Origin of the sequence: Lysinibacillus sp. FSL K6-0232 (genome assembly GCF_038008325.1) — a bacterium.
Lineage (GTDB): Bacteria > Bacillota > Bacilli > Bacillales_A > Planococcaceae > Lysinibacillus.
The window spans coordinates 3,353,750-3,377,028 of the sequence record NZ_JBBOYW010000001.1 but is presented as its reverse complement, the minus strand read 5'-3'; the positions used below and the strand labels follow the sequence as shown (position 1 = coordinate 3,377,028).

General features: G+C 37.5%; 24 protein-coding genes. 16 read left to right on the top strand and 8 right to left on the bottom strand.

Features of this window, described 5'->3' with window-relative positions; genetic code table 11:
• Positions 1-167: 167 nt before the first annotated feature.
• Together motA and motB are read left to right on the top strand one after the other, a co-directional pair.
• Complete coding sequence (gene motA, locus MHB42_RS16620; RefSeq protein ID WP_340807538.1) at positions 168-971, top strand: flagellar motor stator protein MotA; 804 nt, start codon at positions 168-170, stop codon at positions 969-971.
• Positions 955-1,719, top strand: a complete 765-nt coding sequence (gene motB / locus MHB42_RS16615) for a flagellar motor protein MotB (RefSeq protein WP_340807536.1) — start codon at positions 955-957, stop codon at positions 1,717-1,719. Before motA ends, motB begins: the two co-directional genes overlap by 17 nt.
• Before the next feature lie 53 nt (positions 1,720-1,772).
• Here the strand turns inward: motB and MHB42_RS16610 are convergent, their stop codons facing one another.
• Positions 1,773-1,994: a DUF1128 domain-containing protein gene (locus MHB42_RS16610; RefSeq protein WP_340807535.1), complete on the bottom strand. Its 222-nt coding sequence runs from the start codon at positions 1,992-1,994 to the stop codon at positions 1,773-1,775.
• Between the two features lie 177 nt (positions 1,995-2,171).
• Between MHB42_RS16610 and MHB42_RS16605 the strand changes: the two genes are divergently transcribed.
• Together MHB42_RS16605 and MHB42_RS16600 are read left to right on the top strand one after the other, a co-directional pair.
• Entirely contained in the window at positions 2,172-2,498 is a 327-nt protein-coding gene (locus MHB42_RS16605) for a YtxH domain-containing protein (RefSeq protein ID WP_340807533.1), read from the top strand.
• Between the two features lie 24 nt (positions 2,499-2,522).
• Positions 2,523-3,440 carry a YihY/virulence factor BrkB family protein gene (locus MHB42_RS16600; RefSeq protein ID WP_340807531.1) on the top strand — a complete coding sequence of 306 codons (918 nt, stop codon included), beginning with the start codon at positions 2,523-2,525 and terminating at the stop codon, positions 3,438-3,440.
• Between the two features lie 56 nt (positions 3,441-3,496).
• Here the strand turns inward: MHB42_RS16600 and MHB42_RS16595 are convergent, their stop codons facing one another.
• The gene (locus MHB42_RS16595) at positions 3,497-5,401 is read right to left on the bottom strand and encodes a heavy metal translocating P-type ATPase (RefSeq protein ID WP_340807530.1); all 1,905 of its coding nucleotides are present in this window, start codon (positions 5,399-5,401) and stop codon (positions 3,497-3,499) included.
• Between the two features lie 264 nt (positions 5,402-5,665).
• On the bottom strand, positions 5,666-7,204 hold the full coding sequence (locus MHB42_RS16590) for a fumarate hydratase (protein WP_340807528.1): 1,539 nt from the start codon (positions 7,202-7,204) through the stop codon (positions 5,666-5,668).
• 228 nt (positions 7,205-7,432) lie between these two features.
• Here MHB42_RS16590 and MHB42_RS16585 point away from each other — a divergent pair, with 228 nt between their 5' ends.
• Entirely contained in the window at positions 7,433-8,236 is an 804-nt protein-coding gene (locus tag MHB42_RS16585) for a YwqG family protein (RefSeq protein WP_340807527.1), read from the top strand.
• A gap of 42 nt (positions 8,237-8,278) precedes the next feature.
• Here the strand turns inward: MHB42_RS16585 and MHB42_RS16580 are convergent, their stop codons facing one another.
• The gene (locus MHB42_RS16580; RefSeq protein WP_340807526.1) at positions 8,279-8,464 is read right to left on the bottom strand and encodes an SE1561 family protein; all 186 of its coding nucleotides are present in this window, start codon (positions 8,462-8,464) and stop codon (positions 8,279-8,281) included.
• A 370-nt stretch (positions 8,465-8,834) separates the two neighbouring features.
• Here MHB42_RS16580 and MHB42_RS16575 point away from each other — a divergent pair, with 370 nt between their 5' ends.
• Positions 8,835-10,010 (top strand): MFS transporter, encoded by a 1,176-nt coding sequence (locus MHB42_RS16575; protein ID WP_340807524.1) that lies wholly within the window; start codon positions 8,835-8,837, stop codon positions 10,008-10,010.
• Positions 10,011-10,422: 412 nt separating this feature from the next.
• The gene (locus tag MHB42_RS16570) at positions 10,423-10,614 is read left to right on the top strand and encodes a hypothetical protein (protein WP_053995525.1); all 192 of its coding nucleotides are present in this window, start codon (positions 10,423-10,425) and stop codon (positions 10,612-10,614) included.
• A 274-nt stretch (positions 10,615-10,888) separates the two neighbouring features.
• On the opposite strand, the gene rlmD is transcribed toward MHB42_RS16570, so the two are convergent.
• Genes rlmD through MHB42_RS16555 form a run of 3 tightly spaced genes read right to left on the bottom strand, consistent with a single transcriptional unit; the run spans position 10,889 to position 14,110 of the window.
• Positions 10,889-12,286: a 23S rRNA (uracil(1939)-C(5))-methyltransferase RlmD gene (gene rlmD / locus MHB42_RS16565; protein WP_340807523.1), complete on the bottom strand. Its 1,398-nt coding sequence runs from the start codon at positions 12,284-12,286 to the stop codon at positions 10,889-10,891.
• Between the two features lie 37 nt (positions 12,287-12,323).
• The gene (locus MHB42_RS16560) at positions 12,324-13,148 is read right to left on the bottom strand and encodes a polysaccharide deacetylase family protein (protein ID WP_340807522.1); all 825 of its coding nucleotides are present in this window, start codon (positions 13,146-13,148) and stop codon (positions 12,324-12,326) included.
• A gap of 56 nt (positions 13,149-13,204) precedes the next feature.
• Positions 13,205-14,110 (bottom strand): TIGR01777 family oxidoreductase, encoded by a 906-nt coding sequence (locus MHB42_RS16555; protein WP_340807520.1) that lies wholly within the window; start codon positions 14,108-14,110, stop codon positions 13,205-13,207.
• 243 nt (positions 14,111-14,353) lie between these two features.
• On the opposite strand from MHB42_RS16555, the gene recX reads away from it, so the two are divergent.
• Genes recX through MHB42_RS16540 form a run of 3 tightly spaced genes read left to right on the top strand, consistent with a single transcriptional unit; the run spans position 14,354 to position 15,753 of the window.
• Entirely contained in the window at positions 14,354-15,157 is an 804-nt protein-coding gene (recX, locus tag MHB42_RS16550) for a recombination regulator RecX (RefSeq protein ID WP_340807519.1), read from the top strand.
• Positions 15,154-15,483 (top strand): YfhH family protein, encoded by a 330-nt coding sequence (locus tag MHB42_RS16545; protein ID WP_340807518.1) that lies wholly within the window; start codon positions 15,154-15,156, stop codon positions 15,481-15,483. The genes recX and MHB42_RS16545 overlap by 4 nt, the downstream gene beginning before the upstream one ends.
• Positions 15,484-15,753, top strand: coding sequence for a YfhJ family protein (locus MHB42_RS16540; RefSeq protein WP_340807517.1), 270 nt, complete (start codon positions 15,484-15,486; stop codon positions 15,751-15,753).
• Positions 15,754-15,805: 52 nt separating this feature from the next.
• Here MHB42_RS16540 and MHB42_RS16535 read toward each other — a convergent pair whose 3' ends face one another.
• A complete protein-coding gene (locus MHB42_RS16535; protein WP_340807516.1) occupies positions 15,806-16,792 on the bottom strand; it encodes a metal-dependent hydrolase in 987 nt (328 codons plus the stop codon).
• Positions 16,793-16,981: 189 nt separating this feature from the next.
• On the opposite strand from MHB42_RS16535, the gene mutY reads away from it, so the two are divergent.
• From mutY to MHB42_RS16505, 6 genes are all read left to right on the top strand, one after another.
• A complete protein-coding gene (mutY, locus tag MHB42_RS16530; RefSeq protein ID WP_340807514.1) occupies positions 16,982-18,025 on the top strand; it encodes an A/G-specific adenine glycosylase in 1,044 nt (347 codons plus the stop codon).
• A gap of 62 nt (positions 18,026-18,087) precedes the next feature.
• Positions 18,088-18,261 carry a gamma-type small acid-soluble spore protein gene (locus MHB42_RS16525; RefSeq protein ID WP_340807513.1) on the top strand — a complete coding sequence of 58 codons (174 nt, stop codon included), beginning with the start codon at positions 18,088-18,090 and terminating at the stop codon, positions 18,259-18,261.
• A gap of 291 nt (positions 18,262-18,552) precedes the next feature.
• Entirely contained in the window at positions 18,553-19,101 is a 549-nt protein-coding gene (ntdP, locus tag MHB42_RS16520) for a nucleoside tri-diphosphate phosphatase (RefSeq protein ID WP_274794505.1), read from the top strand.
• A 184-nt stretch (positions 19,102-19,285) separates the two neighbouring features.
• The gene (locus MHB42_RS16515; protein WP_402896218.1) at positions 19,286-21,010 is read left to right on the top strand and encodes an ABC transporter ATP-binding protein; all 1,725 of its coding nucleotides are present in this window, start codon (positions 19,286-19,288) and stop codon (positions 21,008-21,010) included.
• Between the two features lie 271 nt (positions 21,011-21,281).
• Positions 21,282-22,295, top strand: a complete 1,014-nt coding sequence (locus tag MHB42_RS16510; protein ID WP_340807510.1) for an ABC transporter ATP-binding protein — start codon at positions 21,282-21,284, stop codon at positions 22,293-22,295.
• On the top strand, positions 22,270-23,250 hold the full coding sequence (locus tag MHB42_RS16505; RefSeq protein ID WP_340807509.1) for an ABC transporter ATP-binding protein: 981 nt from the start codon (positions 22,270-22,272) through the stop codon (positions 23,248-23,250). Before MHB42_RS16510 ends, MHB42_RS16505 begins: the two co-directional genes overlap by 26 nt.
• Positions 23,251-23,279: the final 29 nt, after the last annotated feature.

The following is a 23,279-nucleotide window of genomic DNA, read 5'->3' as shown; positions in this document are numbered from 1 at the left end:
GTGTAATATTCTTAATTCAATATAATCAAATATGGTCGAAATGTGAATAAAAAGTATTTATTTCATCGAAAAATTAAGCAAATACATTTATACTAGTGTTATATATATTTTAAAATATGGAAATATAGGCGAAATTAAGATTAGTAGTAGATTTGGAGGTTTCTAAAATGGATATATCAACAGTTGTAGGGTTAATATTAGCATTTGTAGCATTATTAACCGGAATGTACTTGAAGGGAGTAAGTTTAGCTGCCTTTTATAATCCAGCGGCCATTCTTATCATTATTGTTGGTACAATTGCAGCAGTAACAATCGCGGTTCCTATGAAAGAGCTAAAGCGTGTACCCAAACTGTTTAAAATTTTAATGCAAGAAACAAAATTAGTCGATGATGTTGAACTTATTAAAATGTTCTCGCAATGGGCGGATTTAGCGCGTCGTGAAGGTTTACTAGCGTTAGAAAGTAAATCTTCAGAGATTGAAGACCCATTTTTGAAAAATGGATTGACTTTAGCCATTGACGGGCAAAATGCAGACTATATTCGAGATGTTTTAACAGAGGAAGTTGAGGCAATGGAAGAGCGCCATGCAGGTGGTGCAGCTATTTTTACACAAGCTGGTTCATATGCACCAACTTTAGGGGTACTTGGCGCGGTAGTAGGACTAATTGCTGCATTAGCTGATATGAATGATATTGAAAAATTAGGTCATGCTATTTCTGCTGCCTTTATGGCGACATTATTAGGGATTTTTACAGGATATGTTTTATGGCATCCATTCGCAAATAAACTTAAACGTAAATCCGTGATAGAAGTGAAGCAGAAAAGGTTGATGATTGAAGGTATTTTATCCGTTTTAGAAGGAGAAGCTCCACGTGTGATTGAACAAAAACTAGCTTCTTACTTAACGATGGAGGAGCGTCGTAAAGTTATAGGCGGAAATGAGGGTGATATCGGTGGCAAAGAGGCGTAAAAAGCATAAGCATGAAGATCATGTGGATGAATCCTGGCTTGTTCCTTATGCGGATATTTTAACACTTTTACTAGCATTGTTTATCGTACTCTTCGCATCTAGCTCTGTTGACCAAGAAAAGCTAGAGAGAATGTCAGAAGTTTTTAATCAAGTATTTGATGGTGGAACAGGCTTTTTAGACCAGCCAGCTCCTATCTCAAATCCTAATGCCGATAGTAGCAATCCGCCACAGCAAAACTCTGCCTATTTAAAAGACCAGCAGGAGCTAGCAGCTATTAAAGATAGCGTAGATAATTTTATTGCTGTTAATGAAATGGAGGATCAATTTGCGACAGAAATGACGGATGAAGGTTTGCTTGTGACAATTCGTGATAGCATTTTATTTGATTCTGGACAAGCGACAATTAAACCAGAATATCTTCCTATCGCAAAAGAGCTAGCGGATGTATTAGTGTCTAATCCACCACGTAATATTGTTATAACAGGGCATACAGATAATGTTCCAGCAGGTCCTAATTTTTCATCGAACTTAGAGCTTTCATTAATGCGTGCATCGAATTTTTATATGGTTTTATTAAATAGTAATCCTGAATTAAAGTCTGAAAACTTTAGTGCTAAAGGGTATGGTGAAAACCGTGCAATTGCACCAAATGATACAGCAGAAGGTCGTGCAAAGAACCGCCGCGTGGAAGTTTTAATTCAGCCATTAGTAACTGAAGATGGCTCAGAAGCAACAAATACACAATAATAGAAAAGCTATTAGCACTAGACACCAGTCTTTTGCTAATAGCTTTTCATTGCTTATTTACGTAAAGAGCCTAATTCAGCAACGATCGCCTGCATTTCACTTGGGCTAAAGGACTCTCTTTTCATGACCATTTCATATAAGTACACTAAATCTTCATAGTTTGTTTCATCAAAATTTTCCGATTTCATTGCATCCACATTTACCATACGAAGCTTATCCTTCATTTGCTCAACCATATAAATAACATTTTCTTTAGACGGAACTGATAAATTCATTTTTTACCCTACCTTTCGCACTTATCGTACATATCATTTCATTGAATATAAAAAATGTCAATTATGTATTTGAGCATTGCTTTAAAAATACACTGTTATTGGGTAGAATAAATGCAGGAAGTTGTTTATTTATGAAATAGCAGGGAATACATAATTATACAAGCAGGAGGTTTTACTATGGGTCAAAGTAAATTATTTATTTCGATTATAGCAGGAGCAACAGTTGGTGCGGCATTAAGTATGCTTGATCGTACTACTCGTGAACACACAGTTGCTACAACTAAAAAAATGAAAGAAGCCATTTCGTACTATGCTGCAAATCGTGAGGAATTGCAAATGCTTATTGAGGAAAAGCTATCAGCTGCGAAGGGGCTTTATGAAAATGTGTCAGATAATGTTAATATGATTGTTGAAAAAGTAGAGGAGTTTAAAGATGTACCTTCTACAGTACAGGAGATGATTGAAGACACGAAATCAGCCTTTACATTACCAGAAAAGGAGTAATGGCAGCTTTAGGAGGAAAATTGTATGGAAAAGAAAAAGGCAAAAATGCATGATACGCTTGGACTTGTTAAATCATTTGTTTCACCAGACGAGGAAGCGATTGATGTTATGACCTCTAAAGGGTTTGTCCAAGATTTAATTAGTAGGCTAAAGCGAGTGGAAATATCTGCGCTTGCCGCACAATTAGCCTATTTCTTTTTGCTATCATTCTTCCCATTACTCATCTTTTTAGTTACGCTATTGCCATATTTGAACTTACAAACAACACAGGTATATGCATTTTTAGTGAATGTGTTGCCAGATGAGGTTTATCGTCTTATTGAAAATACGTTAAATGAGATTTTAACAAATCGTAATAGTAGTCTATTGTCAATTGGGGTTTTGGGTACGATTTGGTCTGCTTCTAAAGGCATTAATGCATTAATTAGAGCCTTGAATAAAGCCTATGATACAGAGAGTAGAGCAGGTATATTTGATAGGGGCTTATCTCTTGTTTTTACAATAGCGCTTGTGATTGTTATTGCGGTGGCTCTTTTATTACCTGTTTTTGGACAACAAATTGGAAATTTTTTATTTTCAATCGTTGGGATAGAGGAACAATTTGCCTCCATTTGGCATAAATTACGATGGTCAATGCCACCGTTATTGATTTTTACTGTCTTAATGGGGATGTATTGGTTTGTGCCAAATACAAGTCCTCGTTTAAAAATAATGGGTGTATGGCCTGGCGCAATGTTTGCTACGCTTGCGTGGCTAGCAGTCACATACGGTTTCTCTTTTTATATTAGTAACTTTGGAAACTATTCTGCGACATATGGCAGTATTGGTGGCGTAATTATTTTAATGCTATGGCTATATTTTACAGGTATTATTTTAATCTTTGGTGGAGTGCTAAATGCTACCATGCAAAAAAGAGCACTACAAAAGGATATAAAAGACTAACTAAAATAACCTTGCTTTTCTCTTTTATATAGAGAAGCAAGGTTGTTTTTATGGAACTAGATGTTTTTATTAAGCATACGCAAACCATTTAAAATAACGAGAATTGTGCTACCTTCATGTCCAATAACACCTAAAGGTAAATCTACAACTTGTAGGAAGTTAGAAGCTATTAATAAAATAATTACACCTATAGAAAAGAAAATATTTTGCTTAACAATACGCTGCATTTTGCGAGATAGACGTACAGCATAGGCGATTTTTGATAGATCATTTTTCATTAAGACAATATCGGCTGTTTCTAGGGCAACATCTGTCCCTTCACCCATCGCAATACCAGTTGTTGCAGTAGCTAACGCAGGAGCATCATTAATACCGTCACCAACCATTCCTACAAATTGATGCTGTGTAAGTAGACGTTTTACCTCTGTTACTTTTGTTTCAGGAAGACATTCTGCAACATACTCTGTTACGCCAGCCTCTTTAGCGACCGCCTTTGCTGTTTTTTCATTATCACCTGTTAGCATCACAACTTGAATACCAAGCTCTTTTAATAAAGACACAGCTTTTTTAGCTTCATTGCGTACAATATCCTTTAAGGCGATTAATGCGACAATGCCATTCGAATCACGCAGAAAAATAATTGTTTTACCTTCTGCTGCTAGGGCCGCTGCAGCACCATCTGCAAAATCATTGGCAAGCTGTGCACCAACAAAATCAGGTTTGCCAATTTGGTATTCCTTATTATCAATTATCCCTTTAATGCCCCAGCCGGGAATATCCTCAATGGCTGTTTGTGGGAATGCTGTAAGTCCCTCTGCTTTGGCATAGGCAGTAATAGCTTGTGCTAATGGATGATTTGATTGTGCTTCAATTCCTGCGATAATGGCTAAAGTTGCTTGACGATCTGCTCCATTACGAACAATAAAATCTGTTACAACAGGTTTTCCTTGTGTTAATGTCCCTGTTTTATCAACAGCTAATGCACGTAACACACTAAGATGCTCTAAGTGTAAGCCACCTTTAAATAGCAAGCCATTTTTTGCACCGTTTGAAATCGTTGCAAGCGTAGCAGGCATAATGGATGCAACAAGAGCACAAGGAGATGCCACAACTAATAGCACCATTGCCCGATAAAACGTTGTTGTCCAGTCCCAGCCAAGTAAGAAGTGGGGAAGAAACATCATAATAGCAACAGCAAGTAAAACAAATTTTACATACGTACCTTCAAATTTTTCAATAAATTGTTGTGAGGGTGATTTTTCACTTTGTGCGCTTTGCACAAGCTGAATAATTTTTTGGAACAATGTTTCTGAATTGGGTTTCGTCATTTCAATGGTAATCGCGCCATTTAGGTTCACTGTGCCTGCGAATACTTCATCACCCTGTTGTTTTGAAATCGGTAATGATTCGCCACTAATAGCCGATTCATCAATAGAGGACTGCCCTTTAAAAATAACACCATCTGCTGGAATACGCTCTCCTGGTTTAATCAGTAAATGATCGCCGATTTGTAGTGTAGAAACAGCTACTTTCATAGGCTCAAAGCCACCACGAACTAGCCATGCCTCTTCAGGCTGTAATTTCATAAGTGCTGAGATTTCGCGCTGACTTTTATTCATCGCATATGTTTCAAGAGCACCACTTACTGCAAAAATAAAAATAAGAATCGCACCCTCTGTCCAATAGCCGATTGCTGCTGAGCCAATAGCCGCTAGTACCATTAGTAGCTCAACGTTTAACTTTCGCTCTTCTATTGTTTCTTCAATGCCTTCCTTTGCTTTTGCAAAGCCACCTACACAAAATGCGATAATGTATAGAAGAACAGAAGCAGTTGTTTGCTCATTTATATCTAAACGCCAAGCTAATAAAATAAATATTCCAGCTATAAGAGCCGCAATTAATTCTGCATGTTCTTTTATTTTCTCAATTAAATTTATATTTTCTCGATTAGAGTATTCCATTCATTTCCCTCCTGATAATGAAAATCAATATCAAAATATCTATAAATTAGTATTTATATGTGATGTTTAATTGAAAATGGATTTCAATTACCATCTCCTTTATTTAGAATTATTATAACAAAGGAATTTATAAAAATAAAGTATCAAGTTTGAATGAAATTATTTAGAGAAAATAACAATAGCAAAAAGGCACAGTCTATTCATGTAGAATATTCTGTGCCTATAAAAATTGTGCGGATAAGTCCCGCTATTTATGAAGTTAGCTTAGAAAACTCTTTCTGCATGTAACGCAAGTTTTTCTAATGATGATTTATCAACATCTGCATGGAGTGAGTTACCGTGTGAGTCCATTGTTACAACTGCTGTAAAGTTTTCAACATTTAAGTGCCACATAGCTTCTGGAATACCAAATTCCATTAAATCAACACCATCTACACCTTTAATACAGTCTGCATAGTATTGAGCTGCGCCACCGATAGCATTTAAGTACACGCCACCATGTTCATTAAGTGCTTTTAATGTTTTTGGTCCCATGCCGCCTTTACCGATAACAGCGCGAATACCAAATTTCTTCATAATATCGCCTTGGTATGGCTCCTCACGAATAGAAGTAGTTGGACCAGCCGCTTTTACTGTCCAATTGCCTGCTTCATCCTTTGCCATAACAGGTCCACAGTGATAAATGACTTGTCCATTTAGGTCTACTGGTGCATCATGGCTCATTAAATGATGGTGGATAGCATCACGACCAGTATACATACGACCAGTAATGGATACAACATCTCCAACTTTTAGTGCGCGAATTTGTTCTTCTGTAATTGGTGCAGTAAGCTCCACTACATCTGTAGTAGTATCTTCTGTTGTTGCAGCTACTTCGTCTTCTTTAAATGTAATTTTTTCGCCCTCTTGATAGTGCCAGTTAATAATTTCACCTGTTTGTGGATCAATATCTACTGCCATACGACGGTATGCCCAGCAGTTATATGCTACAGATACATAGAAGGAGGCAGGAATACGATGCATAACACCAATTTTACAGCCTAGTAATGTTGCTTCACCACCGAAGCCCATTGTACCAATACCAAATGTGTTAGCTGTTTTCACAACATATTCTTCTAATTTTGCAAGGTCAGGATTTGGATTTGTATCTTCGATATGGCGGAATAATTGCTCTTTTGCTAAATCATAGCCAGAAGAGCGATCCCCACCAACACCTACACCGATAAAGCCAGCTGAACAGCCTTGTCCTTGTGCTTGGTATACAGAGTGTAAGATACATTTGCGGATACCATCTAAGTCACGACCAGCACGACCAAGTCCATCTAATTCACAAGGAAGACTGTATTGAATATTTTTATTTTCACAGCCGCCACCTTTTAAAATTAGCTTAATTGTAATGTAGTCGTTTTCCCATTGTTCAAATTTCATAACAGGTACACCATCGCCTAAGTTATCTCCGCTATTTTGTCCTGTTAAAGAGTCTACAGAGTTTGGACGTAATTTAGCATCTGCTGTTGTAGCTGCAATTGCTTTTTTAATGGCAGCCTTAATTTCTAATTGGTTAACGCCAACAGGAGTATATACTTTAAAAGTTGGTAAACCAGTATCTTGACAAATTGGTGACACATTATCTTCCGCCATAATAATATTATTTGAGATTGTGTCTAAGCTCATTGCTGCACGCGTACCAGCATTTTCAGCCTCTTTTGCTTTTTTAATAGCACGGCGTACATCTTTAGGTAAATTCGTAGATGTTTCAGTAATTAAATTGTAAAGACTTTTCTCCAAGTTTTGTAGATTCATTCGTATTGCCCCCCATAAAAAATTTGATTATTTCCACGTTACATTATACTCTTTTCAACTAATGAAAAAAAGAGTCCTTCTCTGTACGCACTAAATTAAAGCATATTTTAATATAATTTTGATTTGATAGTTATTGTGATAAATAATGTGCTGAATTTATAGTAGAAAGTTGAAGTTTGAGAACAAATGTTCTATAATGAAGGAAATCCACTATTAGGAGGAATTTGTATGTCTGCTAAAAATTTAATTGAATTACCAAAAGAGTTGGAGCAATACAGATCAATAGTAGAAGAAGCGCTAAAGCCTGTTGTATGGATTGATACGGATGTACGAAAAACAACGTTATTTGAAAGTAAGTTTGCAGGTGACCCATATTTTCCACTATCAATGGAATATCCTAAAAGCAGCACTGATGGACAGCCATTGAAACTTCTTGCCCAAATTAACTTTGCAGAGCTACCTAAGCATCTCTCAAACTTCCCAGAAGAGGGAATACTGCAATTTTATATCGATGGATATGACGATGTATTAGGAATGGACTTTGATAATGGACAAAACCAAGATGGTTTTCGTGTAATTTTCCATGATACGATTGTGCAGGACGAAACACAGCTTATACAGGACTTTTCATTTATAGAAAATAAGGATGAAGAATTGTATTTTCCTGTAGAGCGCGAAATGGCATTAGCTTTTAAAGTAGGGATGGAGCCTTTATCCATCAGAGATTTTAGAGGGCGAGAGGCTTATGGAGCTATTTTAAAAACTTTAGAGGGGAACAGTCAAGTAGAGAATGCCTTTTACGAGGCTTTGTCTAGTACTGGTCATAAAATAGGTGGCTATCCATTTTTCACACAGGAAGACCCACGAGCGTATGGTGATTATCAAGACGCTACTATTTTATTGTTACAAATTGATAGTGTAGGGGATGATATCCTTTGGGGTGATTGTGGTGTTGGCAACTTCTTTATTACAGAGAGGGAGCTAAAAAATAAAGATTTTAGTAATGTACTTTATAACTGGGATTGCTTTTAAGGAAACAAGCGAGCACATTGTATGCTCGCTTGTTTTTATTCATTATTGTTCACGAGCATTAAATTGCTCCATCTTGTCTTCTAAGTCATCCATCATTTGAATTAAGCGATCAATATCCTCTAATTCAGCTGTTTCAGGATCAAGGGCATCTAATACCTCTAAAAATATTTCAAGACGCTCTTTTAAATAGGTTACTTGCTGCTGTTTATCAGTAATTGGTTTTGACATTCGTACACCTCGTTTCATCCCTTTTATCGTAGCTGATTTAAGCTGAGTTTTCAATGATTAGGTAAACATCTAGGACTAAGCGATTAATTTTAAAAATAAATAAACAGAATATTTACAAAATTAAAGTCGTATGTTAAAGTTGTTTTAAGATAAAGTAAAGGAGCTGATTGGAAAAAATCATAATCATTCTAATGTGAAAAGGAGGGAGTTTAAACAAGTAATCGGTAATAGCCAAAAGCCGAAATTCGTGTTTATACAATTAAATGAATATAAGTATTAGTTAGGCCTTAGCGTAAAATCACATGTGGTGAGCGCTAAGGCTTTTTGGTATGCTGTTATTTGGAAGAATGACTGGATGTTGGAGGAAATAATGACGTACTTCTCAGATTACAGCAAAAAAAGATTTACCATTCTAGTGTTAATTGTATCTATCTCAGGTCTTTCACAGGGAATGCTTTTACCACTAATATCAATTATTTTTGAACATGATGGTGTATCCTCGGCGTTAAATGGCTTACACGCAACGGGTTTATACATAGGAACGCTACTAATCTCACCATTTATTGAGCAGCCTTTACGAAAATGGGGTTATAAACCAATTATCTTAATTGGCGGTGCACTTGTGTTTATTTCATTATTTGCCTTTCCATTGTGGCAAAATGTGACCTTTTGGTTTATTTTGCGTTTACTAATTGGTGTAGGGGATAATGCTCTGCATTTTGCCACACAAACATGGATTACGAGTACAGCCGATCATAAAAGTCTAGGAAAAGGAATGGCAATCTATGGCTTGTCATTTAGTACAGGCTTTGCAATTGGACCACTAATGGTAAGGCTTATTGAAATTTCAGAGGCGCTACCATTTATTGCATCGTCTATACTATGTTTATTTGCATGGTCTTTTGTCTTTTTCCTAAAAAATGAAAAGCCAGAGCGTTTAACAGGTGACTTAAATGCCAGAGGCTGGCAACGCTATAAAATGGCTATATTATTTGGCTGGCTTGCCTTTTTAGGCCCATTTGTTTACGGCTTTCTTGAATCCTCATTAAATGCCTTATTCCCTGTCTATGCATTGCGTAAAGGCTTTGAAGTAGGGATAATTCCAATTATTCTATCGGTCTTTACATTTGGCGGCATTGTGACGCAAGTACCACTCGGTGCACTGGGAGATAAGATAGGAAGACGCAATATTTTAATGCTTGGCTCATTTGGAGCGGCATTGATTTTTGGTGTTGCTAGCTTTTTAGAGCATTCACAAATCGCTGTGGCTATAGCATTTTTCTTTGCGGGGACATTGGTCGGCTCCATGTTTTCTTTGGGGATTACCTATATGGCTGATTTAACACCAAAGGAATTGCTGCCTACAGGAAATTTGCTATGCGGTATTGCCTTAAGCATTGGCAGCCTAACAGGGCCATTTTTAGGTGGAGTTTACTTAGAAGTTGTTAAAAGTTATAGCTTTCTTTTACTTGTAGCACTGCTTTTACTAGCCGTTGCAATAGTGTTACTCGTATTTGGGCGAGCGAAACAATTACAAGCAAAATAAAAAAGAGCGGGGCTCATCTTCCCGCTCATAAAATAAAAAAACGCCCAGCAAATCCGTGCTGTTATGGCGTTTTTTGCGTAACAAGGATGTTCCGTCCAAGTTACATAGGTTTGGCACCTAATTGCTATTATAGCATGCTATTTGTGAAATAGATATTATTTTAGAGAAAGAGTTTACTAGTCTATTTAAGCAAAAGACGATAGTAAATGAAGCCCTATCGCCAGAGCCTATCATTGTAGAAGCGTAATAATTATGCTGGACTTTTAGCGAAGAGTAAAATTTATTGTTCCTGCTGGATATTGGAATTGCAGAAAAAATCGAAAGTTGTAAGAAAATTTTGATTAAAAAAGTGAATTTTCTTATGGACTTTTGATATAATAATAAGGAATACATTTTAAAAGGAGTGTTGCCCATGGTGACCGGTCAGTTAGAGCAGGCTTTCAAATTAGCTGAAAAGCATATGCTCGAAGTTCAAACGATTTTAGATTTAAAGAGGATTATTGCGAAAGAGGTTAATTCATCACCAAGATTGGAGGAAAAGATTCTTCAGTCGATGATTCAGCTTCTTGAGAATAATAAGACATTCTTACAGGAGGCACAGTAATTGGAAAAAATTGAACCATACGAAGATCAAGACACATTTGACTAAAGGCGCTGCTCAACCATTATTATTTGGAGCAGCGCCTTGTTGATTTTATAATATTCATTTTTTAGAATAGATAGTTTAAAGCTAACAATAGCAATAATGCAAAGAATCTGGACATCTATATGATAAATGGAGATTAATGTACTTTTAATTTTGAAATTTCATATATTCAGATGATAATGTTTAATATAGTGCAAATAAACATAAATATAGCAATAATTCTCAGACCACCCTATAACAGGTGGTCCAAAGTATTATTTTTTAGAACTAAGGCGCAAACGCATTCTACCTGCGCCGTTTGTGCAAACATATCCACTGGTTGAATGTACTCTACCTCATAAAGCTTCGCTAATTCGTTTAAGTCCTTTGCTAAAGTGGATGGGTTACAGGATGTATAGACAAAGCGTTTTGGCTTTAATTTCAAGACTGTGCGGATAAATTCTGGTGCTAAACCTGTACGTGGTGGGTCTACCGTTATAACATCTGGTGTAAAACCTTCCTTGCGCCATTTCGCCAGCACACTTTCCGCAGTACCCACTGCATATTTTGTATGCTTAAAGCCATGATTACGAGCATTTTTGCGAGCATCTTGAATACTTTCAGGAACAACATCCATGCCACGCACTTCTTTTGCTTGGTCTGCTAGCCATAAGCCAATTGTACCGACACCGCAATATGCGTCAACAACAGTTTCCTTTCCTGTTAATGCAGCAGCCTTTTTAATCTCATTGTAAAGATGTACAGTTTGCGTTGGATTAAGCTGGAAGAAGGCACGAGCTGATAAATCAAAGGCTAATTCGCCAAGCTCCTCATGAATTGTTTCCTTCCCATCAAGCACAATCGTTTCATCACCAAAAATTAAAGATGTTTTCTCACGATTAATATTTTGCGCAATCGATACAATGCTTGGGTCAATTTTTTTGATGCGCGCAATTAGCTCCGCTACATGAGGAATTTCCTTGCGTGTCGTCACAAGGACAGCCTGTGTTTCACCAGTACGAATACCTGTACGAACAACAATTGTACGCACTAAACCATTTAGCGTACGACCATCATAAATTGTAATATTGAGCTTTTGTAAAATTTTTCGTGTAGCAACTGTTATTTTAGAAGTAACAGGATGCTGAACAAGACAATCGTTAATATTGAGCAGCTTATTACTGCCTTCTGCAAATAAACCAGCATACACACGCTTGCCTTCCTTACGCACTTGGAATTGGCTTTTATTACGGTAATGCCAAGGATTCTCCATACCAAGCGTTTTACGCACCTCAACTGTTGCAGCTAAAGGCTTAGCATAACGCTCTAATGCTTGTATCACAATATCACGCTTTTCAATAAGCTGCTTATCATAGGTCATATGCTGAAGCTGACAGCCACCACATTCATTGTATACCGGGCAAGGTGCTTCCTGACGATATTTGGAAGCTTTACGAATCGTTAAAATTTCTGCCTCAGCAAAATTTCGCTCTGTTTTTGTAACTTGAGCCGTAATTTCTTCTCCAGGAATAGCGCCTTTGACAAATACGACATTGCGTTTATAAAAGCCTACACCTTCACCATTAATGCCAAGCCTCTTTATTGTCAGTGGGAATTTTTGCCCCACGGTCATTATTGTTTGTTGTGTCAAACATTCCACGTCCCTGCTTTATAATGTCATCTCCCCATTATAACGAAGGAGCAGACGATTGCAAAGCAACAGGGAAATCTTCGTATTCCAATACTAAATCATCAAGAGATAGGAATGTATAGCCTTGCTTCTTCGCCTCTGCAATAAACATTGGCAAAGCTTCAGCATTATCTTGTGCAACAGTATGCATTAAAATAACAGCACCTGGGTGCAATTGCTCCATCAGCGCATTGTAGGCATAGTCTGCACCACGACGTTCATCCTTCATCCAATCCTTGAAGGCAACAGACCAAAAAATATGGCGGTAGCCTTCTGCATTCCCAACCTCTAATACTTTGGCATTAAAAATGCCTTCAGGTGGACGAGCATATGTTGTGCGATCAATCCCTGTTAATTCTCGTAATTTCCCATCAAATTTGCGCCATTCTGCACGCATACCATCTGGTGAAAGGCGAGCCATATTAGGGTGACCATATGAATGATTGCCAATCGTATGACCATCGTTGACCATACGCTTCACTAAATCACTAGCACTTTCTAAATAATGACCTGTTAAAAAGAAAGTTGCTGGCACATTTTCTTTTTTTAATGTATCCAAAATACTTTCAGTAAAGCCGTTTTCATAGCCATTATCAAATGTTAAATAGGCAATTTTTTTATCAGGCTTCCCCTTATAAATAGCACCATATTTGTCGAGTAACTGATCGAGCTGTGCTCCTGCCTCTGCCTGCTCTCCATTTTTTGCACGTTTAAAGCCCCAATGGTGTTCATCAGAACCAGCAGCAAAAAATGGATTAAAGCTAATTCCTGCGGCAATAATAAAAGTAGCAATTACCGCACCAACAATATGTTGTTTCCACATAAAAACGCATCCTTTCTTTTTCGTTAGGATGCGTCATATCTATATAAATTATCCAATTAATTTTTTATAATGAGGTCTTCCAGTGCTTGCTTCAAATAAGGGAACGTAAATGTAAAATGATGCTTTTCTAAAACAGTTGGCAGTACATGCTGTCCCTCTAATATAAGTGTGCTTTGTTCACCAAGTGCTAAACGCATTGCAATACTTGGGACAGGTAGCCAATGGCGTCTATCCATTACCGCTGCAATCGTTTGTCCAAATTCTTCCATGTTGACTGCGTGAGGAGCTGTGACATTAAAGGGTCCACGAATACTGTCAGTTGACAGTGCGAAATCAATAGCGCGAGCGACATCGTCAATATGTATCCATGATAGCCATTGTTGGCCTGAGCCAACTGTGCCACCTATATGCATTTTATAAGGTAGAAGCATAGGGGGAAGTGCACCACTATCGCGCCCTAAAATAACACCAAAGCGAGCAAGTGCTACACGAACACCTAATGAATGTGCACGCATTGCATGACGTTCCCAATCATAAACGGTTGTACCTAAAAAATCAGTTGCATAATTATTACAATTTTCATTATAAACAGCATCTGTAGAAGCAGGATAAATCCCTACTGCACTTGCATTGATCAGAACTTTAGGCTTTGCTGTAAGCATTTCCATTATACGAACAATTTCAAGTGTTGTATTCATTCGGCTCCAATAGATTGCCTTCTTTTTCTTGTTTGTCCAACGTCCGCTGTTTAATGAAACGCCTGCTAAATTAATAAATGCATCAGCACTCTCTAATGCTTGTGCTGGTTGCGATTCAGGATGCAGCCATTGGATATAGTGAATGCCGTTTTTAATGCTTGATGGCTGACGCGTTAAAATAAACAGCTCATGCCCATTTTCCCGCAATAGTTGAATAAGTGCACTGCCAACAAAGCCTGTACCACCTGCAATAACGATTTTCATAAGAAGCACCTCTTTTCCAATCAAATAAAACACTTTATAGTTAAGTTTACCATTTAACTAAAATATAAACATCTGGCTTATATTGACTATAAAATAGATAGGGCAGGATGAATACCCGCGAAGCGAGGGTAAATACGCGCGAAAACAGAACGAATACCCGCGGAAACGATGAGAATGCTCGCGAAGCAGAGCGAACACCGTAATAAATAAAGAAATGCTATAATATACAATGAGGTGTTTGCTATGCGTATCATTACGAAAATTGCACGTCAAAAAAATAATCCTGAGCGTTATAATATTTATTTAAACGAAGAATATGCTTTTCCTGTGGATGAGGCCGTTCTTATTCAATTTGGCTTAACAAAGGGGAAGGTACTGGATGAGTTTGAAATTCAGGAAATTGCCTATGAGGATGAGATTCGCAAAGCCTTTAATAAAGGATTAAATTTCCTGTCCTATCAAATGCGTAGTGAGCATGAGGTGAAAAAAAAGCTTCTCGCCTTAGAATTTGGTGAAGCGGTTGTGTTAGAGGCAATTCAAAAATTAAAATCTTATGGCTTTATTAATGATGAAAATTATTCGAAAGCCTTGCTTGATACAAAAAAGGCGACCATGAAAAAAGGTCCAAGGGCTATTCGACAAGACCTTATCAAAAAAGGCATCGATAAAGGCTTGCAGGATGAAGTGCTTGCTACATATAGCTTTGAGGAGCAGGTAACATTAGCAACACAGCTTGCTGAAAAAATTGTACGTTCAGAAAAAAAGAAAACGCCAGCACAAATAAAGGCAAAAATTCAAGATTTTCTGCTAAGAAAAGGCTATGCATTTTCTATTGTGGAAGAGGTGCTTAGTCAAGTAGAGATCGAACAAGATGAAGATAATTGGCAGCAGTTACTCGATGTACAAGGCGAAAAGATTTGGAAAAAGTACGCATCAAAGTATACTGGTTATGAGCTAAAAATGAAAATAAAGCAAGCGCTCTATCAAAAGGGTTTTCCGATAGAGGTTATAGATCGTTTTATCGAAGAGAAGGAGAATGAGGAATGAACGAAAAAAATTATGCTGCAATGTCTGAGCATGAGCTACGCGAGGAAATCGCTATGCTAAAAGAAAAGGCACGAAAGGCAGAACAATTAGGCATCATCAATGAATTTGCTGTTTATGAGCGTAAGGCTTTAATGGCTGCTGCCTATTTAGTGGATTTGGATACAATTGTTCCAGGAGAAATGTATCGTATCGATGGCTCAGACAATGAATTTTTCCAAGTCGATTATTTAAAGGGACGTTTTGCTTGGGGCTATCGTTTAGGTGGTAACAGATACCAAGAGGCTTTACCAGTATCTATGCTATCCCCTGTAAAGGTGGGTAAGTAAATGAAAGAAAAAATCGAACAATTAACAGCAGAGTTACTTGCCAAAAATCCACAAATGTCAGTGGGGCGTGCGCGTGTCTGGGTAGAGCTATTGTGGAGTGACTTTGAAGCAACAGCCGCAAAAGCAGGCTATGATTATCGAGGAGCAGATTATACAGAAAAGCTTGTGCGTCAATTAATCGCAAGCTATGGCGATAAATTACATGCCTTTGCAGGGCGCAACCCAAAATACGCCCATTTACTAGATGCTAGTGACGATATGTTACAATAATAAGTAAGGGCTGTTGAGAATAATAAAATTATTTTCAACAGCCCTACGCTATTTAATTGCTTGCACCAATTTGTAATTTTTTTTGCAATTTATCTTCTGTAAAAATCCATCCTGTGTAAGATGTAACGATGTTATAATCATCGTTTAAATGTGCGACTGCCACAAAAGGATAACGATTATCACTACGGTAGCGCAGGTCAATTAGCCTTACCTCTGTTAAGCCATTTTCAAGTTCGGAGATTTCCCATCGATACATTGGTGAGAAGGATACAAAGGCAGCTAAATTCGGATCTTGCATTGCTGCGTCAATAAGGGGCGTTTTTGGCAAAGGTTTAATTTCAAACTTATCGTAAATATTAACAGTTCGCCCGTATGCTCGCCCAACATAATAATGTGTTTTAGACTTGGCTGCAATTCGCCAATGGAAAAAGCGCATTGTTGGTGCGACAATGACATATTCTTCATCTTGTAATGTATGATGTACAGCGTTTTTTACAGCTTTTTGAACAGCAAAACGCAAAACGTAGTATAGCACAATAACAATATACATGATGCTAAATGTCCAAACTGGATTTGTACCAAATGCCCATAACACAATACCAAGACAGTGTAATGAAAAGATAATTGGATCGAAGGTATTAATAACGCCTAATGCTACCCATTTTCGAGAGAATGGGCGGATTGCTTGCGTACCATAGGCATTAAAAATATCAACAAAAACATGTAGTGCAACAGCTAGAAATGTCCAAAGCCATAAATGCAACACATTTACATCTTGCAAAATAAGTGATAAAACAGCTGTAATTAAAATAGGCCAAATAGCTACTGCAGGTAGTGAGTGTGTAATTCCGCGATGATGTCGAATATAAATAGCGTTGTTGCGCAGTTTTAGCACTGTATCGACATCAGGTGCTTGTGAACCAATAATTGTACCTGCCATTACGGCTGTAAAAGTCATTGAATGGTTGGCTACAATAGGGTCGGCTAATGCAAGACCGCCAAGGGCTATACCCATAACGAAATGTGTACCTGAATCCAAAAATATCCACTCCTAGTATGCATTCAAATCGAGTACAATATGCATACATCTTTATTTCTATACGTAAAAAGCAGTATTAAATTTTATGCTTCGACATTCGATCATGTTTATGAGCTAGACACGAATGTTCTTTCTTAATTGTATACCCTTTTTATTATAAATTAAATCGTAAAAACATCGGAGGTCACTGTGAATTACCCATATGTAACAGAATTTCGACAATCTTTAGTCGAATGGTTTAACGCTGAGAAACGTGATTTGCCGTGGAGACACACTACAGACCCTTATAAAATTTGGGTGTCTGAAGTTATGCTACAGCAGACACGTGTCGACACAGTTATTCCTTATTACAACCGTTTTATGGAAAGCTTTCCAACAATCGAATTGCTGGCAGAAGCGCCACAGGAATATTTATTAAAGCATTGGGAAGGTCTTGGCTATTATTCCCGTGCTCGCAATTTACAAGCAGGGGCTCGTGAAGTTATCGAAAATTATGGTGGCGTTGTACCTAATAATCGCCATGAAATATCAAAGTTAAAAGGTGTTGGCCCTTATACTGCAGGGGCTATTTTAAGTATTGCCTATAATAAGCCTGAACATGCGGTGGATGGCAATGTTATGCGAGTTTTAAGCAGAGTGCTTCATATTCATGATGATATAGCCATACCAAAAACAAAGAAGATTTTTGAGGCAGCAGTAGAGGAATTAATTGATCCTGAGAATGCGTCTGCTTTTAACCAAGGCTTAATGGAGCTTGGGGCACTTATTTGTACACCTACCTCTCCTAAATGTTTGTTGTGCCCAGTGCGTGAATATTGTTTAGCGTTCAATGAAGGAGAGCCAGAAAAACTACCTGTTAAATCTAAAAAAATAAAAATGAAGCATCTTACATATGAGGTGCTTGTTTGTGAAGATGATCAAGGGCGATTTTTAATGCAGCAGCGTCCTCAAGAAGGGCTACTTGCGAATTTATGGCAATTTCCAATGATTGATACTAGCCATGAATCAGTAGAAGCCTTTGTAAAGGAGTATGCACTAAATAGTAAAGCACAGCAGGAGCTACTTGCCTTTAAGCATGTTTTTTCGCATTTAACATGGCATCTAAATAGCTATTATATAAAATGCGATACAGCCGCTATGGGCGATTGGTTTACAAAGGAGCAAATCGAGCTGCTGCCAATGCCTGTCCCTATGTTAAAAATATGGGAAGCAATCAAAAAACAAATTAAATAAAAATAATAAGCATAAAAGATATCACCTCTGTACACAATAACTAGCGTGGAGGTGAATGAAGGATGAAAAAACAAAACAACCAAAACCAACCGAATAAAAACATGCAACGTCAAAGTGAAGAGTTTGGTTATGAAACGGACGTAAATGAAGTGCAAAAGCAAAATGCGAAAGCAGAGCAGAAAAAAGCTTCAGCTTCAGGTCGTTTCTCTAAAACAAACCAAGACCTAGGTGAATAACACTTTGTAATTGCATAATCGCATTTACCTCTAAGGAGCTGTCTAAAATCCGAAAAGATGACAAAGACAGCTCCTTTTCAATTGTTTAAAATTGGAATTAATCTAAAGCAATAAATACCAATTGCGCGAATATTATTATAAAATTCGTTTGTAATATGAGAAATTTCATATAAATTGTTAATAGCGTAGTGAAATTTGTGGTTTTCTAACTACACCTTTCGCGTACACATTGCTATAATATACTAGAGACTGCTAGATTTAGGTAGCATAGACGAAAAGGTGGGCTTCAAAATGGCATTACCAGTAGAAGGAGAAACAATACAAATACATAGTTATAAACACAATGGCCGCATCCACCGTGTTTGGCAAGAAACAATGGTTTTAAAAGGTACTAAAAATATTATGATTGGTGCGAATGAACGGACACTTGTAACAGAATCTGATGGTCGCACATGGCTAACAAGAGAGCCTTCTATTTGCTATTTCCATGCGGAACACTGGTTTAACATCATCTGTATGCTGCGTGAGGATGGTGTGTATTATTATTGTAATCTCAGCTCACCATTTGTATTCGATAATAATGCCATTAAATATATCGACTATGATTTAGACATTAAAGTGTTTCCTGATATGTCTTATACGCTGTTAGATGAGGATGAGTACGAGCTTCATCGCAAGGAAATGTCTTATCCTGATGTCATTGATAAAATTTTAAAGCGCAATGTCGATAAGTTAATTAGCTGGATTCAGCAAAAAAGAGGGCCCTTTGCACCAGACTTTATTGATGTCTGGACAAATCGCTATAAGTTCCAGCTCGATATGCAGTCAGATGATTGTTAAAAACGCCTATTAGTTCAACTAATAGGTGTTTTTATTTTAAAGATGCTGGGAAATAGTGCGCGCTAAAGTCATCTTAACTGTAATTTAACCGAAATATTGCTATAATCCGTTATTAGGGTATTCATGCTTGAATGCCCGTTTCTTTTTTAAGGAAGTGATAACATTGGGAAGTATTAAGCGGTATATGGGCTTTGTTAAACCATATACATGGGAAATTGTTTTAACGATTATTATTGGGGTTGTAAAATTTGCGATTCCACTCTTTATTCCACTGCTTATTAAAATCGTATTGGATGATATTATTGCAGCGGAGAGTCTAACAGATGCGGAAAAAACAAAAGAGCTATTTTATTGGCTAGGTGGAACGATTATTGTGTTCTTTATTATTCGTCCACCAGTTGAGTATTATCGCCAATATTTTGCACAGCATGTCAGTAATAAAGTGCTGTTTGATATTCGTAAGGAAATTTATGCACATTTACAGCGTCTGAGCTTACGCTACTATGCTAATACACGTGCTGGCGATGTGATTTCAAGGGTTATTAATGATGTAGAGCAAACAAAAAACTTTGTGATGACGGGGTTAATGAATGTTTGGCTTGATCTTGCAACAATTGTTATTGCCGTTGGGATTATGTTTACCATGGATGTTAAGCTTACGTTAGTAGCTTTAATAGCATTTCCACTTTATGCATTAAGCGTGAGATACTTTTTTGGCAAATTAAGGTCTTTAACACGCAAACGCTCACAGGCACTTGCTGGTGTACAAAGCTATTTGCATGAGCGAGTAGCGGGGATGAGCATTATTAAAAGCTTTACATTGGAAAAGCGGGAGCAAAAACTATTTGATGAAGCGAATGGTGAATTTTTAGAGAAGGCACTTGACCAAACGAAATGGAATGCGAAATCCTTTGCAGTCGTCAATACAATTACAGATATAGCTCCGCTATTAGTGATTGCCTATGCAGGCTATCAGGTGATTAATGGATCGCTTTCGGTGGGAACAATGGTTGCCTTTATCGCCTATATTGAACGATTATATGGTCCACTTCGCCGCCTTGTTAGCTCCTCTACTACATTGACGCAATCGATTGCCTCCATGGATCGAATGTTTGATTTAATAGATGAGCCCTATGAAGTAAAAAACAAAGAGCATGCACAGGAGTTGCCTCGTGTCAATGGAGAGGTTCGTTTTCAAAATGTTTCCTTCCAGTATGAAGCAGACGGTTCAGCTATTTTAAATAATATGGATTTCACCATTAACCCTGGAGAAACGGTTGCCTTTGTTGGAATGAGTGGTGGCGGCAAATCAACCATTATTAGTTTAATTCCCCGTTTTTATGATACAACAAGCGGAACTGTCGCAATTGATGGCTATGATGTACGCGATGTAACATTGCATTCATTGCGTGCACAAATTGGTATTGTACTGCAAGATAATATTCTTTTTAGCGATTCTGTAAAAGAGAATATTTTAATGGGGAAACCAGATGCAACAGATGAGGAAATCATAGCGGCTGCCAAAGCAGCAAATGCCCATGACTTTATTATGAGCCTACCAAATGGCTATGACACCAAAGTGGGAGAACGAGGTGTGAAGCTATCGGGTGGACAAAAACAACGTGTTGCCATTGCACGTGTATTTTTAAAGAATCCACCGATTTTAATTCTGGATGAAGCTACTTCTGCATTAGACTTAGAAAGTGAAGCATTGATTCAAGAATCCTTGGATATCCTTGCCCATGAGCGTACAACGATTATTATTGCACACCGTCTGTCAACGATTACACATGCTGATAAGATTTTTGTCATTGACCATGGACAACTAATTGAAAGTGGTACACATGAGCAATTAATGGATAAGCAAGGAACCTATCATAATTTATTCCAAGTACAGCATTTAGATTAAAAATATTAATTATTTAACAAAAGTCTTTCATTTAGTACTAAATGAAAGGCTATTTTTTTGATATTTATAAAAGGTATTGCTTAATAAGATATAATGCATACCAAAGTCGATACATGTAGAAAATACATGAAAATTACAGAATATTAGTGATTGAAAGAGTTATAGTAATTTGTTAGAATTATTTGAAAATAGGGAATTGAACGAAAGTTATGTTATCATATCAATAAATTATATATTTTAAGTAAAAAATAGGTAGGGTGGGAAGTTGCACATGAGGAAAAAGCTACTAGAAATAAAAGGTTTAGAAACAACCTTTTTCACAGATAATGGCCAAATTCCTGCTGTAGACAATATTGATTTTTCTGTTCATGAAGGGGAAATATTAGGGATAGTAGGGGAATCGGGAAGTGGGAAAAGTGTTACATCATTATCTATTATGGGACTTATTCCATCACCACCAGGGAAAATAACAGGTGGAGAGATTCTACTAGATGGGAAAAATTTAGCGAAATATACAGATAAGCAAATGCAAAAAGTACGCGGAAAAGATATTGCAATGATTTTCCAAGAGCCGATGACTTCCCTAAACCCTTTGTTTACAATTGGGGATCAGCTGAAGGAAGCTATTTTAATTCATAATCCAAAGTGGTCAAAAAAGGAAGCGTTTACAAGAGCGGTAGAAATTATGAAACTAGTAGGGTTACCACGTGCTGAGGAATTATTAAAAGACTATCCACATCAGCTATCAGGTGGAATGCGTCAACGGGTAATGATTGCGATGGCACTTGTCTGTGATCCTCAAGTGTTAATTGCCGATGAACCTACAACTGCATTGGATGTAACAATTCAAGCCCAAATTTTACAGCTGATGAAAGATTTGAACAAACGCTTAAACACGGCTGTATTGCTTATTACACATGACTTAGGCGTTGTAGCAGAAACGTGTGAGCGCGTGATTGTGATGTATGCTGGACAAATTGTAGAAGAGGCTCCTGTGCAAGAGATATTTTCCAATCCAAAGCATCCGTATACACAAGGGCTTATCCAATCAGTGCCTGATATACGGTATAAAAAAGAAAATTTATATTCAATTCCTGGAACCGTACCAAAGCCAGGAAGCATTAAAGTCGGTTGTCGTTTTGCGGCACGCTGTGAATATGCAATGGAACGTTGTTTACAGGAAACACCTCCTTTATTTGTAGCAACAGAGCAGCATAAATCAAGATGTTTTTTACTAGAGGAGCAGGGGGTAGAGCAATGTGTCGAAAGTGTTATTGAAAGTTGAAGGCTTAAAAAAATATTTTCCGATTCGGAAAGGTGTTCTTAATAAGCAAGTTGGCTATGTAAAGGCAGTAGATGATGTTTCCTTTGAAGTATTTGAAGGAGAAACATTAGGAATTGTTGGTGAGTCAGGGTGTGGTAAATCAACAACAGGTCGTTTATTAATGCGCTTACTAGAGCCAACTGAAGGTAAAGTAGAATTCGCAGGGCAACAAATTTCAGAATTATCTAAAGATGAGATGAGGAAGGCACGTAGAGATATTCAAATGATTTTCCAAGACCCTTACGCTTCTCTAAATCCAAGACATAGCATTGGCAAAATACTAGAGGAGCCTCTTATTGTGCATGGAATGGGGAGTGCAAAAGAGCGTAAGCAAAAGGTATTGGAGCTACTGGAGATTGTTGGCTTAAATGAATATCATATTAAGCGCTATCCACATCAGTTTAGTGGTGGCCAAAGACAGCGTATTGGAATTGCCCGAGCTTTAATGACTAATCCACGTTTAATTATTGCGGACGAGCCAGTATCTGCATTAGATGTATCTATTCAATCACAAGTATTGAATTTATTACAGGAGCTGCAAAAAGATTTAAAGCTCACATATATTTTTATTTCTCATGATTTGGGTGTAGTACGTCATATTAGTAATCGTGTTGGTGTGATGTATTTAGGTAAATTAGTAGAGTTGACAGCGAGTGAGGATTTGTATGCTGAACCGCTGCATCCATATACACAGGCGCTTTTAGCCTCTGTTCCTGTTCCAGACCCTACGTTTGAACGAGAACAAATTATTATTTCCGGAGATATTCCAAGTGCATCAAATCCGCCAAGCGGGTGTGCATTCCATCCAAGATGTCCTTTTAAAAAGGAGCAATGTTCACAGGTTGTACCAAAAATGCAAGAAGTGAAACCGGGTCATTATGTTGCCTGCCACCTTTATGAGGCAATGCAACATTAAATGATATAAAAACATATAGGGGGAAATTC

Bases quoted from the DNA above. Each gene is read 5' to 3' on its own strand.
- MHB42_RS16510 (WP_340807510.1), top strand. From the start codon at position 21,282: ATGAGGAAAAAGCTACTAGAAATAAAAGGTTTAGAAACAACCTTTTTC.
- MHB42_RS16525 (WP_340807513.1), top strand. From the start codon at position 18,088: ATGAAAAAACAAAACAACCAAAACCAACCGAATAAAAACATGCAACGT.
- MHB42_RS16605 (WP_340807533.1), top strand. From the start codon at position 2,172: ATGGGTCAAAGTAAATTATTTATTTCGATTATAGCAGGAGCAACAGTT.
- MHB42_RS16540 (WP_340807517.1), top strand. From the start codon at position 15,484: ATGAAAGAAAAAATCGAACAATTAACAGCAGAGTTACTTGCCAAAAAT.
- MHB42_RS16595 (WP_340807530.1), bottom strand. From the start codon at position 5,401: ATGGAATACTCTAATCGAGAAAATATAAATTTAATTGAGAAAATAAAA.
- recX (WP_340807519.1), top strand. From the start codon at position 14,354: ATGCGTATCATTACGAAAATTGCACGTCAAAAAAATAATCCTGAGCGT.
- MHB42_RS16545 (WP_340807518.1), top strand. From the start codon at position 15,154: ATGAACGAAAAAAATTATGCTGCAATGTCTGAGCATGAGCTACGCGAG.
- MHB42_RS16585 (WP_340807527.1), top strand. From the start codon at position 7,433: ATGTCTGCTAAAAATTTAATTGAATTACCAAAAGAGTTGGAGCAATAC.
- MHB42_RS16560 (WP_340807522.1), bottom strand. From the start codon at position 13,148: ATGTGGAAACAACATATTGTTGGTGCGGTAATTGCTACTTTTATTATT.
- motA (WP_340807538.1), top strand. From the start codon at position 168: ATGGATATATCAACAGTTGTAGGGTTAATATTAGCATTTGTAGCATTA.
- MHB42_RS16555 (WP_340807520.1), bottom strand. From the start codon at position 14,110: ATGAAAATCGTTATTGCAGGTGGTACAGGCTTTGTTGGCAGTGCACTT.
- MHB42_RS16610 (WP_340807535.1), bottom strand. From the start codon at position 1,994: ATGAATTTATCAGTTCCGTCTAAAGAAAATGTTATTTATATGGTTGAG.
- MHB42_RS16570 (WP_053995525.1), top strand. From the start codon at position 10,423: ATGGTGACCGGTCAGTTAGAGCAGGCTTTCAAATTAGCTGAAAAGCAT.
- MHB42_RS16580 (WP_340807526.1), bottom strand. From the start codon at position 8,464: ATGTCAAAACCAATTACTGATAAACAGCAGCAAGTAACCTATTTAAAA.
- MHB42_RS16590 (WP_340807528.1), bottom strand. From the start codon at position 7,204: ATGAATCTACAAAACTTGGAGAAAAGTCTTTACAATTTAATTACTGAA.
- MHB42_RS16575 (WP_340807524.1), top strand. From the start codon at position 8,835: ATGACGTACTTCTCAGATTACAGCAAAAAAAGATTTACCATTCTAGTG.
- MHB42_RS16600 (WP_340807531.1), top strand. From the start codon at position 2,523: ATGGAAAAGAAAAAGGCAAAAATGCATGATACGCTTGGACTTGTTAAA.
- ntdP (WP_274794505.1), top strand. From the start codon at position 18,553: ATGGCATTACCAGTAGAAGGAGAAACAATACAAATACATAGTTATAAA.
- MHB42_RS16515 (WP_402896218.1), top strand. From the start codon at position 19,286: ATGGGCTTTGTTAAACCATATACATGGGAAATTGTTTTAACGATTATT.